This window comes from Pseudoalteromonas sp. SCSIO 43210 (genome assembly GCF_054133285.1).
Window position 1 is genome coordinate 842048 of sequence record NZ_CP087225.1, and the last position, 15092, is coordinate 857139.

Consider the following 15092-nt stretch of genomic DNA (forward strand, 5'->3'; position numbering starts at 1 on the left):
GCGTCTTTCTCGCTAATGTATATTTTACCAAACCCAACAAGTGCCTATTTTTTAAGATCGACAGAGCCTGCGAAGCAGTACATTATAATGCGTGCTTTAATTGATTTTAAAAAAGGGGATTTAATTGGATTCACTCACACAAGTGGTGCTTGGCAGTGCAGTTGCTTATGCAACATTGGGCAGTAAATTAGGTCGCAAATCTTTATTAATTGGGGCGGCGTTTGGCACTTTACCAGATTTAGATGTGCTAATTAATTTTGGTGGCGATGTTGAAAATTTTGTTTATCATCGTAGCTTTAGTCATTCTTTGTTTATACAGCTGTTATTGAGCCCCTTATTTGCGTGGCTTTTACTCAAAATGAATTGGGCTAAATGTATAACGATGACGCGTTGGTCGGCTGGCATTTTTTTAATTTTAAGTACGCATTCATTACTCGATAATTTTACCGTTTACGGTACGCAGTTGTTATGGCCGTTGTCGACATATCCTTTTAGTATTTCGAGTATATTTATTATTGACCCTGCGTATACTTTGCCTCTTGTGTTGTCTTGTATAGCGCTGTGTTTTGCACGTATGCGACCGCATGCACAACTTATAAACACGAGCGCGTTAGTCATTAGTTCGTTGTATTTAATTTGGGGCTTTGCGGCTAAATACCACATTAATAGTAAAATTTATCAGGCGCTGAATCAAAAAAATATCACATTCTCACATTTTGAAAGCACGCCGACTCCGCTTAATACTTTGCTGTGGCGCGCTGTGGCTATTACTAAGCAAGGTCATTATGAGATTTATGTATCTGTGTTTGATGAAGTTAAAAACGTTGATATTCAATTTTACCCTACAGAAAACGCGTTGCTAACTAAGCTCAATGATGCAAAGCAGATCGTGTTATTAAAACGATTTACCAAAGGGCTGTACGGTGTTTATCAACAAAATGAACAGGTTGTTATTAGTGATTTAAGAATGGGGGTAGAGGGCAACTATGTATTTTCATTTGTGGTTGCTGAACAAAAAGATCAGCAGTTGATCCCAGGGCAATATCAGAAGCTCAGTAATCGATTGCCGCTAGATAAGCTTAAGCTGGTTTTTGCTCGTATTACAGATCCAAATATCGATTTATAAACGAGCGTGGCAGTATCCACTTTTTTAATCATGGGTTTTAGTTGGGATTGCTCACTATTACCTAAGCCTAATTTAGTCATCAGGCCCTTTGAGCGTAAATATTAAATGCTTGCGCATATCTTTTAAAATAACGCCTTTTTTAAGCATTTCGCCACTTAAGCGTTTTTGCCATTTTAATAAATTTGGCTCTGCGGCCGCTAAGGCTTGCTCGCTTTCAAACTGAAAACACAAAAGTAGTGAACTTGGAAATAAATGATATTGAACATCAAACCAGCATTGCAGCATGCCTGGGAGCTCAGCGCGGCCTAGTTCTTCTAATTTTTCAGCTGTATTAAGTACAAGTGCTTGCTGTTTTATTTGCACCGCAGAGAGTTTTTTCATTATTAAAATCCAAGTTAGCGGCTAAAAAATGCAGCCGGAATGGGGGCATTATACGCAAGCTTGTAGGCAAGCAACAACCGTAGGTTGATTTGAGTTAAACGAAACCCAACGCATAGCTAATGTAACAAACAGAGCTATAGATAAATGTGAATGTTATTCGTTGTTGGCGCATAGTTTGCCGATGCGTTGGGTGATAGCTCAATAAGCGGATTCTACCGCCAGTGCTTAAGTGTTTCGCTCAAGGTATAAAATTTTATTCAAAGTTTACTGCGTTTACAAAAGCTCTCCAAATACGCCTCTGTAATTTATGAAGCCTAAGGCTACTTTACTAACTAAGTAGTTGTTTAATAATATCCAATTTAGGATTAGTATTAGAAACTACTTAAAACAATAAAAGTAAGAAGCAATGCGCCCTTACTAAAGAGGTATACATGGAAGATGCATTCATAGCCGTATTTGCAAATGTCGGTGCTATCTTAATTTTAGCTTTAACATTAAAAGCATTTAATAAAGTCGATATAAATATAACGTGGTCTTTAATCTCATTAGGCATTTTTACGTGTTACGTTTTTGCTCTATTTAGAGGCGCCGAGGTAATTCCTTTGGATATATTTTTTACTGATATGTCTTGGAATTGGTCAGGAAAAATAGCTGTAATTATCCTGTGGGGGAGTGCAATCCTAGCCTTAGCGAAATATAAACATGGCTTTCGTATTGCTGATGCTGGTTTTACTTTCAAACAAAGTGAAGGTTCTTTAAAACCTGCTTTTATTGTTCTGTGCTTGTTTGTAGTTCTCCAAGTCATTGTTTCATGGTTCTGGAGTGGCGAGCCTCGCTATGATTTAGAAACATTACTTTATCAAGCAACCATGCCAGGGGTTGACGAAGAACCGATGTTTAGAGGGGTCTTACTATTTTGTATTTCCTTGGCAATAGTATCTAAGCGATACAGTTTGGCGAGCGCGCCGATAAATATAGGTGGATTACTTTTAGTTTTGTTATTTGGCTTGGTGCACGGCGTTATGTTTAGCGCTGGTGAGTGGTACTTTTCGTTTACCTCTATTTTATTAACCGGAGGTTATGGTTTTATTTTACTGTGGCTAAGAGAGCGAACGGGGAGCTTGGTATTTCCAATCCTAGCCCATAATAGTGTTAACTTTGTTGGGCAATTAATTTAGGCAATGACTAAAACCTTGTTTAAGGTTTTTTCGCCCTAGGATTACAGTGGTACAGATTGCAGTGAAAAGGAAGGTGTCTTCGCTTTCTCTGGCCCCGATTATTACGTTTGATTCCGGAGGCAATTAATTGATTTGAACGTAAACGTCATGAAATAAATTATTCATCAGTTGCTTATGTTCAGGGCATGGTGACTGGGAAGCTCGTTTTTATTTATAGTTACGCTATTCATACTTGCCACAGGGCATCAATACCTTTATGTGCTGTAAGTGAACTCCGGGATCTACTTAACTAGGGGTTCATGTTATTTATATAAAAACGCGCACTACTTGTTGATGAGTGTAATTATATGGGTAGGAGTTTTTTACAAAATTTAGTGATTTTTACTTTAATAATAAGAATGTTAGAACTGGATTTTAATTTATCTCATTGATTTAAAATAATAATTTATTTGGTTCGAGTTTTGCTCAGTAGTAAGTGTATTTTCTTAAATAAATAAAGGAGTTATTATGAGTACCGTTATTACTGGGTTATTCGAAAGTGCATCACAAGCAACACTCGCAATTTACAGATTAGAAGCTTTAGGTATTAATGAAGCTGATATTAGTATTGTAGCCAATGACTCATACGCAAAGGAAGATTTTGCTGTAGACGAAGGTACAAAAGCTGCTGAAGGCGGTATTATAGGCGCGGCTTCAGGTGGTATTCTTGCTGCAATTATTGGCGGATTTACTGCCGTAGGGACTGTAGCAACCGGTGGTACAGGCTTATTAGTTGCCGGTCCATTAGTCGCTGCATTTGCTGCTGGTGGAGCAGGCGCTGCAGTAGGTGGTACTTTAGGGGCCGCAGTTGGTGCGTTTATCCCCGAGCACGAAATTAAGTATTACGAAGATGCCATTGAAAAAGGCTCTATATTAATTGGTATTAAGTACGATAGTGACAACAAAAACGCTATTGAAGAAATACTTAACAATGCAGGCGCAAGTAACGTTTCTACAGCGTAATGCTAGCTAATTAGTTTCAAAGTTAATAAAAAAGGTGAAACTTAGTTTCACCTTTTTATGCTATTTTGCTTTTGATTAGGCATAAATCTCACTTTAAGTAGCGCTTACAATTAAGTTATTATTAATACCAAACCCGAGAACACTTTGAATTATTTAGCTCACCTTTATTTAGCACAGCCTACAGCCGATTCTCACTTTGGGAACTTATTGGGCGACTTTGGTGGTAAAAGGCATGTAGAACACTTACCAAACACGGTTAAAAATGGGCTCGATAACCACTATTTAGTCGATAAATTTACCGACTCCCATCCTTTAGTTAAACACGCCAAGCAGTACTTTTCACCCGAGCGTAAGCGATTTACTGGTGTGGCTATTGATGTGGTGTTTGATCACTTTTTAATTGTGCATTGGCAACACTTTAGCAAGCAATCTTTAAGTGAGTTTAAGTACACCAGCTACCAGCTTTTAAATCAGCGCATACCTGTTATGCCAACGTGTATGCAGCATGTTGTAACAAGTATGACTAAAAACGATTGGTTTAAAGAATACGAAACCATTGATGGAATAGGGCTAGCACTTGATAATATTGCCAAGCGAATTCGTTTTACTAACACTTTTTCGGGTGCGGCTGATGATATAGCGCGTAACTACGATGAATTAGAAGCCGTGTTTCTAGCGTTTTTTCCGGAGCTAATTAAGTATGTAAGTAAGTCTGGTTTTGAAAGCACTTAAAAAAGTTAGATAAAGAGCTTTATTTAAAGTCAGTATGCATAACTATACGATGATTTGGCTGGGCGTTTTTTTGCTATTAACGACATTGAAATTGGTTATTCAGCCGATATTTTTGAAGATGATGTTGAAACAAAAACACAAGATATACTGCTTTCTTATAGAAAATTTAAAAATTCTAACATCACTTTTAACTATCAAACGCTTGAAGGGCTGCAAGGCACGGCTAGCAATTTAGGCGGCAATTAGTTAGGACAATTTTCTCGAAAAATACACGTTCAACTAAGTTTGAGCTATCTGGCCAGCACAACTTTTATACCTTCAATAATACAAATCCAGATCTAGGTTTAAAAGATCTGGGTAGCGACATACAGCGGTGAAATTTCTTGGACTTCCGACAATAAAAAACTTATGGTCGTACTACGCGCTTGAGAACAAACAGGCCGACATATAGATACTTCTTTTGGTGACTTGTCAGTAATTAAGTTTTTTAGTATTGAGCACCGTAATAGTGAATTAAGCAGGAATATTATGAGTAAGAATAACGATGTACCTCAGGCTTATGTGAAGCAAGAGGAAGGCTATCGAATAAAGGCCTTAAGATTGTACCCTTGGGTATGCGGGCGTTGTGCTCGTGAGTTTGAGTACTCTAATTTACGTGAGTTAACGGTGCATCATGTTGATCACAACCACAGTAATAATCCTGAGGATGGCAGTAATTGGGAGTTATTGTGTATTTATTGCCACGATAATGAGCACAATAAATACCACGAACACATTATGTATGGCGGGTCGACTACAGAGCGAAAAGTAGAGGCTGCAACGCATTCTCCGTTTGCTGATTTAAAATCGCTGTTAAATAAATCAAAGTAATATTTGAACCAAGTTAATGATTAAATAAATAGGCTAAAATTTATAACGGCGATTACTGGCTTAACAGTTATTGCAAAATGTAAGCTTTAGCGATTATTTTCCATTCATTATCTAATTTAGATAATGTTAGTGCATCATAAAAACGGTTAGTAGAACGAAATAAAACAACAGCTAAACGATCGTCAACTATGTTCATACTAATAATTTCACCATCGAGGTTTCCACCCGCTGGATTTTTGTTTGATGCCCATTGGTTAAGCACACTGGTCATATCTTTATACGACTTAATAACGTTTTTACCGTCGTCGTTTTTTACTACACCAACCATTGTTGCGTGCTCTGCTGCAAATGCGCGAAATAAACGCTCTTTATTCGCCTCACCTTGACCCTGAAAGTAGTCGTTTACTGCAGCTTTTATCGCGACTTTATCAGAGGCTTTATCTGCGTGTGCACTGAACGATAAAAAGGTAACACTTATAATAACTAACAACGATTTCAACATAAAACTCTCTTTTACTAATTCTAAAACGCACTAAACTTAAGGTTGCTGGCGTAAGCTAAAGCAACCTCATAATATTATATTTAAGTTAAATTTTACTAATTAAAGCTCTTTGGCTGTTTTGTCTTTTATGTCAAACCAGTTTGAATCGGCTGAATTAATAAAGCCTGGTACGTCTTTTAGCCATTGTTTTTGAACCGATTTATCAAGATTTAAATAAAGTTTGTTTTCAACAATTTTGAAAGCCTCTGGATCTACGTCAAACTTTTTCTCCATTGATACACCAAATGCACAAAAGCCACCAAATTGTGGGGCGTATTTTTCTGGGTTAGCTCTAAATAAGTCGCGGTGCTTAGCTGAGCTGAACTTATAAATGGCATTTTTATGCGTTGCAGTATATTCAGAACTGCCTGTTACCGCTTTGTTTTGGGTAAAGTAAGCAACGGTATCGTAACCACTAATTGCAATGTCGTTAACGTCGGCATTTGTGTCTATGTCTGCTGCAAAGCTTAGTGAACTTGCAAGTACCGATGCTGCAAAAAAAGCTGATCTAGTGAGTGTCGAAAATTTCATGTGTATCTCCAAAGGGGAATTTAATTAGTGTGTTTGTTTAAAACTCAACTGTACTTTATCGTTATTGTTTGGTTAATATGCGTCTATTAGTCTGCATTTTCATACCAATAATCCAAAGAGGCGTTTATGGACGTACTTTCGAGTGTGCTGAGGCATTTTTCACTTAATGCCAATGTGTTTTTTAGTGGGAACATGTGTGGTACTAGCGACTTTAGTGACGATAAAGGTGTTGGGCATTTACATTTATTGCGCTCAGGTACGTTAAAAGTGCGCAGTAATAATGGCTTCGAAGTCGTTTTGTCTAAGCCTTCGGTTATATTTTTTCCTCACTCTACAGGGCACTGTTTATTTTCGGATAAGGGGGAGGGGGCTGATTTAGTGTGTGCACAAATTAGCTATCAAAGTGGAGGGTATAGCCCTTTATTGCAGGCGCTGCCTTATTGCTTAAATTACGAATTAACGGGTGATGGATTATTAGCGCAAAGTGCTTTTTGGATTTTTGATGAGGCATTTAAAGACGCCAGCGGTAAGCATTTAATTATAGATCGCTTATGCGATGTATTTTTAATTAGTGTGCTGCGAAAAGTACTAGAAGAAGGCACAATTAAAAGCGGAATGATGGCAGGGTTTGCCCATCCTCAGTTGGCTAAGGTATTAATTAAAATACATCAAACCCCAGAGCAAAGCTGGTCGCTTAGCGCTATGGCTGAGGAGTGTGGTATGTCGCGTTCTAAATTTGCCGATACCTTTAAGCGAGTAATTGAGCAAACACCGGCTGACTATTTGGCTGATTGGCGTTTATCGGTTGCTAAAAAGCTTATTTTAAAAAATCAAAATATGGATTTAGTGGCTAATCAGGTTGGGTACGAAAATGGCTCTGCACTTGCCCGTGTATTTAGAAAAAAAACAGGGCAAGCGCCAAAAGAGTGGTTATTGAGTCAGCAGTAAATTTTTTAGTAAGTTACTTTTTTAATCGGGTAAAACTTTTTAAACTCTGGGAGTGCAGTATTTAGAGCTCTGGATGTCAGTTTTACGTTGATAAAAATAGTGTTTATGTGATTTGAATTAGCCAGTACTGCAACATACAGCTGTTATTCTATTATATGACCTAACTTTCGCCATATTCCTATTCGCTTTATTACGAAAAGTTAAAGAACCAATAGCATTCTTTGGCACTAACTTAACCGCGCTCTCCTTATCTGTTTTACCACATTTTTGCGGCTCATTTATTTATGGAGTTATGCTGAGTGTGGTTATTATCGCGACCCTATTTTTAGTCTCTTTTGTTTTAAAAAGAGATACCTAGCAACGCTTTATATTTACGTATATGACCATGAGTGGATTACTAACAAGTTGTATAGTTAAAGGCATTATGGTGGCCTACTTTTAGACTTTTTTGAGATAGATTTTAAACAGCTGATACTTTTTAAACTTTAGCTTTTTATTTTATCCATATTAAAACCAATCTGCTGCAACTTGCAGTGGAGTCGGGTCGCCTTTTTTAGATACCCAAAACACTAATGCTTGCTTTGTTGGCGATATTTTTTTAGCGCGAGGCAGGGTTAAGTCAGTTAATGATAATTGCTGCTTAGTTTGCATGTTACTTTGCTCGTAACCTATAACGACAAAGTCGTGTTTTAACTTATGGCCTGCGTTTTCGCCGCTGTGTATTTGTGTTTCTATACCAAAGCCTAACAGAGCTACATGAGCTGTTAAGTTTTGGTTAGTATCATCTTTGGTATTAACGGTATCGTATTCGAGGTTAATTTTACTGTTGTTTATAGTCGCTTTTAAATTACCTAAATAAGGGGTTTTAGTTATAGGTATGGTTTGTTTATAAAACCAACCTTGCCATCCGCTGCCGTTAACCATAAACCCGGGTGTTGCTACAATACGGCTTTTACCTAAGGCTTTATAGGTGCGTTGTCTTTTACTAAAAACAGCAGAGGCAAAGGGGTCTTTCCATCCTAAATAATCCCAATAAGTAACATGAAAATTAATAGGGATTAAATCAGTCCATAGTTTTTCATCATCTGTAAACGTTGAAATCCAGCGCTCTGCTGGTGGGCAACTACTGCAGCCTTGCGATGTGTAAAGCTCTAAAAAGGTAGTTGGATTAGCTGTGCTTGCAATGGTTACTTGCTCAGCAGCTTGGCTTTGAGAGCAAAATATTATTAACCCAGCCAATGCTGGAAAAAGCGATTGAGACAGTGTTTTAAAAGGCATGTTACTTCTCGAAAAGATTTATACTGTTTGTAGCATAAGTGATATTTGTAGATGAAGTATCACGAAATACTCACAATTAAATCACGTTTTAACCGTATATTTATCTATTAAAAACTTAATTTGAACACCCGCTCAAGCTGTGCTTTAATCATTGTTCAATTATTGAGGGACTTTACATGATTAAATTTTATTTTCACCATACGCCTAACCCAATGAAGGTGGCACTCTTTTTAGAAGAAACAGGCTTGCCGTTTGAGCTTGTTCCTCTTGATACTTTGAAAGGTGAGCAACATACACCTGAATTTAAAGCAATTAATCCAAACGCTAAAGCACCTGCCATTGTTGATGGTGAAACGCGTGTGTTCGATTCGAATGCTATTTTAATGTACCTTTCTGAAAAATATGCAAAGTTAGAGGGTAAGGCCGATGACCGCGCTGAAATGCTGTCGTGGTTAATGTTTATTGCATCTGGTTTGGGTCCGTATTCTGGGCAAAGTGTACACTTTAGACATATGGCGCCAGAAGGGCTTGATTACGCGGTTAATCGATATTTGCGTGAAGCACAGCGTCACTACGAAGTGCTTGATACGCACCTTGAAGGTCGTGACTTTATTGTGGGTGATACATATACCATTGCTGATGTATCTGCATGGGGGTGGATTGATAAAGCGTCGGTTGTATTAGGTGAAGAGGGCTTAGCGCCTTATCCTAATCTTAAACGTTGGTTTGAAAGCATTGATAGCCGCCCAGCGGTTGCACGTGCACGCGTAATTGGTACTGATATAGCCTTTAAAAAAGAGTTTGATGAAGATGCTAAAAAAGCATTTTTCCCTTCCAATTACCCTAAACAATAACTATAGTAAGCGAGCTTATTATGGGCCGCTAGTTAACCTGAACTCTGGATAATAAATCTACCTCAAGCAACTATTTTCAGCGCTCACTGCGTTGAATTTACTTGCAATAGGTCAGCTATTGACGCGTAAATTCGCCTTGTTTTCACTGAAAATCTCTGGCTAGAGAAAATAAATTTAAATATCAACATAATTCAGTAGGTTAGTAAGTATCTTAACCAGAATTCAGGTTAATTATCAAATTTTAATGATTTCTCTATTGTTGGACTGATTACTTAACGTGATGGTCGTTAAAAATAGTGAACTCTCATGTTCGATAGAGTCCTCTAGTAAAATACAAAAAATAAGTAAACGCGTATTTATTCCTGCTTTACCCCATCCTAATTTTGAGAATAAATCATCTATCAGGTTTTGCGTTATGCTTTTAACCCCAATCCAATAATCTAAGTCTTCTTCCAATTCGTGAGTGAGTTTTAGTAAGGTTTGATTTAGTTTTTCTAGCGTTTCAAAATGGTTTGTACTGGCATCAAATGCTTTAACTGCTTTTTTTACATTTTTTAATGTTGTTGGAAAACGCTTTAGCGCTCTTGCAGCTTTTCCAATGGTTGTAAGGCGTTTAGCTACTCCCTTCCACGACTTATTTGCATTGGCACCATTTTGAGAATCAGGGACAAGCGCAAGATAGTCATCCCATTTATCTGTATTTTTTAAATCTTTTTTAATACGACGGTAATCAACGGTTCTACTAGAATCCCCATCTAATAAATGGTCAAACAATATACTTAGATCATTATATGATTCATCTTTTAGGGCATATAAATGCAGTATATTAAAAATAACTTTCCTTTCAAAAGGCGAACCACTTTGTAAGTAAATTAAATAACGTGCTGCATTATGATATAGCTTATCGCCATTTAGTTGTTCAAATTGTGCATAGACTTCATGCCCAGAACGCATCGTCATTGCTATGACGCTACTAGTATAAATGTTGCTGTTTTCAATACTATGTTGATAACGACTAATTGCGACTTTTATATTTTGCTCGGGAATAAGTATGGGTACATCTATTGGTAAAGAGTCGGCATGACGGTGGGTCGACAAATCAAGGGAATCAAAGAAGTCTTCAATCTCTCTTAAATTGTGCAGTTTGTTATCTTGATTTGTATATTCAAGTGAAATAGCACCATTAAACTCGGGATCTAATGCTGATTGCGCAACACCAAAGATGATTCCTAATTTTGCTTGTCTGGATTCTGAAAGCCCTGATGCAGTTCCTTTAATGGTGTAATCGTGTTTAACATATAAGTTACCATTGGCATCAACTTCAACCGTTAAGTCTCGATTAATATCGCGTACTTTACTAATATCAAAGCCAATAATGTTTAGGCCCAGCCGAGTTGAACTATTAAGTGCTGTTTCAAACCGTGTAGTGATAGGTATTAAATTTATTGCACCCGCTCTGTTTAATGCTTGCATAAGTAATGAGGCTTTTTTCCCGTCGCCTATCGCTAAACAGCGGAATAAGGTTTGTACTTGTTTATTTTCTGGTTGGAGGATTGTTATTTTTAATTTTTGAAGTTCGAATAAACGTTGTTGTTTAATCGATTCTAAATTAAGACCAAACTTAATGTTGGCTGCTTTTTCTAATTTTTCAGTGATGTTCTTTTTAAATATCTGGTATCGATTTATTACACGATTAAAATTAGCTTCTATATTTTGATCAAAATTAGCAATCGTCTGTGCTACGTCATCGCCGAGCGAAGCGATAGGTTTTAGTTGGGAAGCTGTTTTCTCTTTTAAATCGTTAGCAAACTCATCCGCTTTCTCACGAAGTTTTTGCTGTAATATTTTTATTTTTTCAGACAGATATTTTTCTGACTTGTGCTGAGCAGCCATAAAAATAGGGTCAGCATTTGATTGCACAACACCAAATAAACTCAGTAATCTATTAATTATAGATGTTGCTAAGTCGTCTGGGGCCGCTTCTGTTGAGAGCAATGTCTTATTGAATTGCACGATTAGCTCATCATCAAGTAACTTTTTAATTACATCATCGATCTCATTTTGTCCTAGTGTGATTTCGGCTATTGGCTTGTACCATGTATCTTCATCAATTGTATGTAATATGTCATCAACCAAGATTTGGCCAGGGTTACTGTATTCCTCAAGCTTACTAACCAGTTCATTACCTTTACCAAGCAGCATTTCTATGTACTGTTTGGCGAGTGCATCCATTCCTTCAATTTCTGCTTCAAGTGCTAGTTTTAAGGTGTTTTTTGTCTGCTCTGTTTCTCTTAAAGTTAGTAATAGTTCTATTTGCTGTTGATCATTACGATATACATCAAGTTCCAAGTCACCAGCTATTTCTTGGCGCCTTGAAAGTGAGACTGCTACGGAGGCGTCTACTCCAATAAGATGCCCTTTAAGATTTGTTTTTGAAGCGAGCGATTTTCCAATTTCTAATTCGCCAGATAATATTAGAGAAGATGCCATTTTAATTGAAAATGCACGATATCCCTCTCTAGCATCACTACTAGTACGCTTGACTAATTGAGTGTTTATATCGTTCAAGTTCCAAGGGCGAACTGGTTTTTTAAACATACTCCACAGGGTTTTATAGCTAGTAGTTTCTTCATTTACTTGGTAGTACGAATCAAACTCCACACTACCTGATTTATCTAAACCGGCACCTATTTTAAAAATATTAGCAGAGGTTGATGTTGATACATTAATATCATAGGCAGCTTTTACATCTTGATTGACGAGGCAAAACCCATTTGGAAGTGTTTTGGATAAAAATGTTGGGCGCTTTGTGTCATTTAAAACAGAGATACTAAATTCACCGTAGGCACCAGCTGTTACACCAACACTAAGTTGATCAATTTTTGATTTGTGCTCTTTAGTAAATTCAAACTCTTTTTTTAATCCGTTAGTTTGTTCACCAATTGGTGTTTCAAGAACAGACCAAAGTTGAAATGCTTTATAGGCTTCTTGATAAATTTCAGAGCTTTTAATTTTTTTTATTTGTTCAGCTGAAAAAAGTACGACTATATTTTCAATGACCTTTTTTATTTCCTCGACTAGGTCATCTATATTGGGGTCTTTAATAATTCCATAAGCACTGTTAACCAAAGTAATAATATCAGAAAGCTTAGTGCTATTTGCTTCATCAATATTAAAGTACTTTTTTAAATTTGCGGCAGAAGATAGGCTTTCGAGTAAGTCGTGGGCTTTAGCTGGTGCTAAATATGAGGAAGGAACAACGCGATCAAGTGATGTTAGTGATATCATTTTAAAAATCCTTTTGATTTTAGTTTATATTTTATTGATCACCTTTTATGCGACTACATCAACTGTAACCTAGAATAAATTGCTGTTAAATAAATGGCAAGGCTATATTTTAAACAACATATTGATTGAATCATAAGTGCTTAATTTTTGGTTATAAGCGTAACTAGAATAAACGATTTAATTAAAAGCTGCGCTTTTCACTCGAGCAAGCTCGGCGTCTGCAATAAATATTAAACCCGAGTTTAGCTTTATTTGTAGGCGTACAGCTTGCTGACGCGACGAGCAAAGCTCGTAATGTTTTTTGGTTGTAATCGTAACTATAACGATTTGATTAAAAGCTGCGCTTTCACGCGAGCAAGCTCGGCGTCTACAGTAAATATTAAACCCCGAGTTCAGCTTTACCTGTAGGCGTACAGCTTGCTGACGCGACGAGCAAAGCTCGTAATGTTTTTTGGTTGTAAGCGTAACTAGAATAAACGATTTGATTAAAAGCTGCGCTTTTCACGCGAGCAAGCTCGGCGTCTACAATAAATATTAAACCCCGAGTTCAGCTTTACCTGTAGGCGTACAGCTTGCTGACGCGACGAGCAAAGCTCGTAATGTTTTTTGGTTGTAAGCGTAACTAGAATAAACGATTTGATTAAAAGCTGCGCTTTTCACGCGAGCAAGCTCGGCGTCTACAATAAATATTAAACCCCAAGTTTAGCTTTACCTGTAGGCGTACAGCTTGCTGACGCGACGAGCAAAGCTCGTAATACTTACCTATATACACTTATCTATAAAAGCTTTAAAAACTTGCTTGCTTAATTATCCTACTAAGCGTAAAATGCGCGCTCATTTCGGCTTTTAAACTATTAATTCCTTGCCTTAAACCGACCGGCCGAAACGGTAGAAGGCTCTATTAACCGTAAGGAATATCCATGCGTCATTACGAAATCGTATTCATGGTTCACCCAGATCAGAGTGAGCAAGTTGCTGGTATGATCGAACGTTATACTGGTTCTATCACTGAAGCTGGTGGTGTTATCCACCGTCTTGAAGATTGGGGCCGTCGTCAATTGGCTTACCCAATTAACAAGCTTCATAAAGCTCACTATGTTCTAATGAACGTTGAAGCACCAACTGAAGTAATCAGCGAGCTAGAAACTACTTTCCGCTACAACGATGCAGTGCTTCGTAACTTAGTTATCCGCACTAAAACTGCTGAAACTGAAGCGTCTCCTCTTGCAAGAGAAGAGAAGAAAGAAGCACCAGCTGCTTAATTGTTTTGAGTCCAAGCATGGCGTTTAACTGGCGGTAAATATAAATGGTTAGCCCTTTTATGAATCAGCTGGTTATATCTGGGGTAGTTTGTAAAACGCCCAAGTTTAGCCAAAGCCCAGCTGGCACCCCGCATTGTATTTTTGTTGTAGAACATAAATCGATGCAAACCGAAGCAGACCTTAACCGTAATAGTTACGTGAGGCTTCAGGTAGTTGCCAGTGGAAAGCAAATGCAACAACAGACTCAACATTTGCACGTTGGGCAGGCATTGCAAGTGAGTGGTTTTTTAAATCGCCACGAAGGTCGTAACGGCCTTAGCCAATTGGTTTTGCATGCTCAGCATATCGAAAGAATTATTTGAGGAATTAATCTCATGGCACGTTATTTCAGACGTCGTAAGTTCTGCCGCTTTAAAGCGGAAGGCGTAAAACAAATCGATTACAAAGATCTAGCTACTCTTAGAAACTATGTTACAGAAAGTGGCAAAATCGTACCTAGCCGTATCACAGGTACTAGCGCTAAATTTCAGCGCCAGCTAGCAACTGCTATTAAGCGTGCTCGCTACTTAGCCCTTCTTCCATACACTGACTTACATAAGTAAGCAGCGGATTAACAGTTTTTAAAAGGTGTAGAAACATGCAAGTTATTCTACTAGATAAGATCGCTAACCTAGGTAGCCTAGGTGAACAGGTTGTAGTTAAATCTGGTTTCGCACGTAACTTCCTTTTCCCTCAAGGTAAGGCAGTTCCTGCGACTAAAGCTAACATTGAAACGTTTGACGCTCGTCGTGCAGAACTTGAAGCGAAAATCGCTGAACAGTTAGTAGCTGCACAAGCACGCGCTGAAAAACTAGAAGCATTAGCAGAAGTTACATTAGTATCTAAAGCTGGTGACGAAGGTAAGTTATTCGGTTCAATCGGTACTCGTGACATCGCTGACGCTATCTCAGCTGTTGGTGTTGAAGTTGCTAAGTCAGAAGTTCGTTTGCCTCTAGGTACTATCCGTGAGACTGGTGAATTTGACGTATCAATTTCAGTTCACTCAGACGTAACGGCTACTATCAAAGTAATCGTAATCGCTGAAGCTTAATTTTTAATTAA

The 15092-nt window shown here is 37.8% G+C and carries 17 protein-coding genes; 12 read left to right on the plus strand and 5 right to left on the minus strand.

All coding sequences use genetic code 11. The annotated features are described in order from the left end of the window. Positions 1-124: 124 nt before the first annotated feature. Positions 125-1126, plus strand: a complete 1002-nt coding sequence (locus LOS73_RS03740; protein WP_008134262.1) for a metal-dependent hydrolase — start codon at positions 125-127, stop codon at positions 1124-1126. Between the two features lie 72 nt (positions 1127-1198). Here the strand turns inward: LOS73_RS03740 and LOS73_RS03745 are convergent, their stop codons facing one another. Next, positions 1199-1507 (minus strand): hypothetical protein, encoded by a 309-nt coding sequence (locus tag LOS73_RS03745; protein ID WP_007378459.1) that lies wholly within the window; start codon positions 1505-1507, stop codon positions 1199-1201. A 431-nt stretch (positions 1508-1938) separates the two neighbouring features. Here LOS73_RS03745 and LOS73_RS03750 point away from each other — a divergent pair, with 431 nt between their 5' ends. The 5 genes from LOS73_RS03750 (at position 1939) to LOS73_RS03770 (ending at position 5289) form a co-directional block, all read left to right on the plus strand. Then, complete coding sequence (locus LOS73_RS03750) at positions 1939-2685, plus strand: CPBP family glutamic-type intramembrane protease (protein WP_007378460.1); 747 nt, start codon at positions 1939-1941, stop codon at positions 2683-2685. 507 nt (positions 2686-3192) lie between these two features. After that, positions 3193-3687 carry a hypothetical protein gene (locus LOS73_RS03755; RefSeq protein ID WP_007378461.1) on the plus strand — a complete coding sequence of 165 codons (495 nt, stop codon included), beginning with the start codon at positions 3193-3195 and terminating at the stop codon, positions 3685-3687. Between the two features lie 144 nt (positions 3688-3831). After that, positions 3832-4419, plus strand: coding sequence for an acyl carrier protein phosphodiesterase (locus tag LOS73_RS03760; protein WP_457934508.1), 588 nt, complete (start codon positions 3832-3834; stop codon positions 4417-4419). 54 nt (positions 4420-4473) lie between these two features. After that, a complete protein-coding gene (locus tag LOS73_RS03765; RefSeq protein WP_008134268.1) occupies positions 4474-4665 on the plus strand; it encodes a hypothetical protein in 192 nt (63 codons plus the stop codon). Between the two features lie 282 nt (positions 4666-4947). Further along, a complete protein-coding gene (locus LOS73_RS03770) occupies positions 4948-5289 on the plus strand; it encodes a YajD family HNH nuclease (protein WP_033028867.1) in 342 nt (113 codons plus the stop codon). A gap of 67 nt (positions 5290-5356) precedes the next feature. On the opposite strand, the gene LOS73_RS03775 is transcribed toward LOS73_RS03770, so the two are convergent. Together LOS73_RS03775 and LOS73_RS03780 are read right to left on the minus strand one after the other, a co-directional pair. Further along, entirely contained in the window at positions 5357-5791 is a 435-nt protein-coding gene (locus tag LOS73_RS03775; protein ID WP_033038104.1) for a nuclear transport factor 2 family protein, read from the minus strand. Positions 5792-5890: 99 nt separating this feature from the next. Further along, on the minus strand, positions 5891-6361 hold the full coding sequence (locus LOS73_RS03780; protein ID WP_033038106.1) for a YHS domain-containing (seleno)protein: 471 nt from the start codon (positions 6359-6361) through the stop codon (positions 5891-5893). Between the two features lie 126 nt (positions 6362-6487). On the opposite strand from LOS73_RS03780, the gene LOS73_RS03785 reads away from it, so the two are divergent. Continuing rightward, the gene (locus tag LOS73_RS03785; RefSeq protein ID WP_457934509.1) at positions 6488-7309 is read left to right on the plus strand and encodes an AraC family transcriptional regulator; all 822 of its coding nucleotides are present in this window, start codon (positions 6488-6490) and stop codon (positions 7307-7309) included. A 507-nt stretch (positions 7310-7816) separates the two neighbouring features. On the opposite strand, the gene LOS73_RS03790 is transcribed toward LOS73_RS03785, so the two are convergent. Next, a complete protein-coding gene (locus LOS73_RS03790) occupies positions 7817-8587 on the minus strand; it encodes a DUF1223 domain-containing protein (RefSeq protein WP_457934510.1) in 771 nt (256 codons plus the stop codon). Between the two features lie 176 nt (positions 8588-8763). Between LOS73_RS03790 and LOS73_RS03795 the strand changes: the two genes are divergently transcribed. Further along, complete coding sequence (locus LOS73_RS03795) at positions 8764-9441, plus strand: glutathione S-transferase family protein (protein WP_033028864.1); 678 nt, start codon at positions 8764-8766, stop codon at positions 9439-9441. Between the two features lie 234 nt (positions 9442-9675). On the opposite strand, the gene LOS73_RS03800 is transcribed toward LOS73_RS03795, so the two are convergent. Then, positions 9676-12729 carry a hypothetical protein gene (locus LOS73_RS03800; RefSeq protein WP_033038109.1) on the minus strand — a complete coding sequence of 1018 codons (3054 nt, stop codon included), beginning with the start codon at positions 12727-12729 and terminating at the stop codon, positions 9676-9678. 920 nt (positions 12730-13649) lie between these two features. On the opposite strand from LOS73_RS03800, the gene rpsF reads away from it, so the two are divergent. From rpsF to rplI, 4 genes are read left to right on the plus strand one after another with little or no spacing between them, the layout of a single operon-like run. Next, entirely contained in the window at positions 13650-13991 is a 342-nt protein-coding gene (gene rpsF, locus LOS73_RS03805; RefSeq protein ID WP_007378473.1) for a 30S ribosomal protein S6, read from the plus strand. Between the two features lie 44 nt (positions 13992-14035). Then, entirely contained in the window at positions 14036-14353 is a 318-nt protein-coding gene (priB, locus tag LOS73_RS03810) for a primosomal replication protein N (protein WP_457934511.1), read from the plus strand. A gap of 12 nt (positions 14354-14365) precedes the next feature. After that, entirely contained in the window at positions 14366-14593 is a 228-nt protein-coding gene (gene rpsR / locus LOS73_RS03815) for a 30S ribosomal protein S18 (RefSeq protein ID WP_007378475.1), read from the plus strand. Positions 14594-14628: 35 nt separating this feature from the next. Next, on the plus strand, positions 14629-15081 hold the full coding sequence (rplI, locus tag LOS73_RS03820) for a 50S ribosomal protein L9 (RefSeq protein ID WP_002962755.1): 453 nt from the start codon (positions 14629-14631) through the stop codon (positions 15079-15081). Positions 15082-15092 lie beyond the last annotated feature (11 nt).

Coding starts and splice junctions, on each gene's coding strand:
- rpsR (WP_007378475.1), top strand. CDS start 14,366: ATGGCACGTTATTTCAGACGTCGTAAGTTCTGCCGCTTTAAAGCGGAA.
- LOS73_RS03750 (WP_007378460.1), top strand. CDS start 1,939: ATGGAAGATGCATTCATAGCCGTATTTGCAAATGTCGGTGCTATCTTA.
- LOS73_RS03790 (WP_457934510.1), bottom strand. CDS start 8,587: ATGCCTTTTAAAACACTGTCTCAATCGCTTTTTCCAGCATTGGCTGGG.
- rplI (WP_002962755.1), top strand. CDS start 14,629: ATGCAAGTTATTCTACTAGATAAGATCGCTAACCTAGGTAGCCTAGGT.
- LOS73_RS03780 (WP_033038106.1), bottom strand. CDS start 6,361: ATGAAATTTTCGACACTCACTAGATCAGCTTTTTTTGCAGCATCGGTA.
- LOS73_RS03785 (WP_457934509.1), top strand. CDS start 6,488: ATGGACGTACTTTCGAGTGTGCTGAGGCATTTTTCACTTAATGCCAAT.
- LOS73_RS03745 (WP_007378459.1), bottom strand. CDS start 1,507: ATGAAAAAACTCTCTGCGGTGCAAATAAAACAGCAAGCACTTGTACTT.
- priB (WP_457934511.1), top strand. CDS start 14,036: ATGGTTAGCCCTTTTATGAATCAGCTGGTTATATCTGGGGTAGTTTGT.
- LOS73_RS03755 (WP_007378461.1), top strand. CDS start 3,193: ATGAGTACCGTTATTACTGGGTTATTCGAAAGTGCATCACAAGCAACA.
- LOS73_RS03800 (WP_033038109.1), bottom strand. CDS start 12,729: ATGATATCACTAACATCACTTGATCGCGTTGTTCCTTCCTCATATTTA.
- LOS73_RS03775 (WP_033038104.1), bottom strand. CDS start 5,791: ATGTTGAAATCGTTGTTAGTTATTATAAGTGTTACCTTTTTATCGTTC.
- rpsF (WP_007378473.1), top strand. CDS start 13,650: ATGCGTCATTACGAAATCGTATTCATGGTTCACCCAGATCAGAGTGAG.
- LOS73_RS03795 (WP_033028864.1), top strand. CDS start 8,764: ATGATTAAATTTTATTTTCACCATACGCCTAACCCAATGAAGGTGGCA.
- LOS73_RS03770 (WP_033028867.1), top strand. CDS start 4,948: ATGAGTAAGAATAACGATGTACCTCAGGCTTATGTGAAGCAAGAGGAA.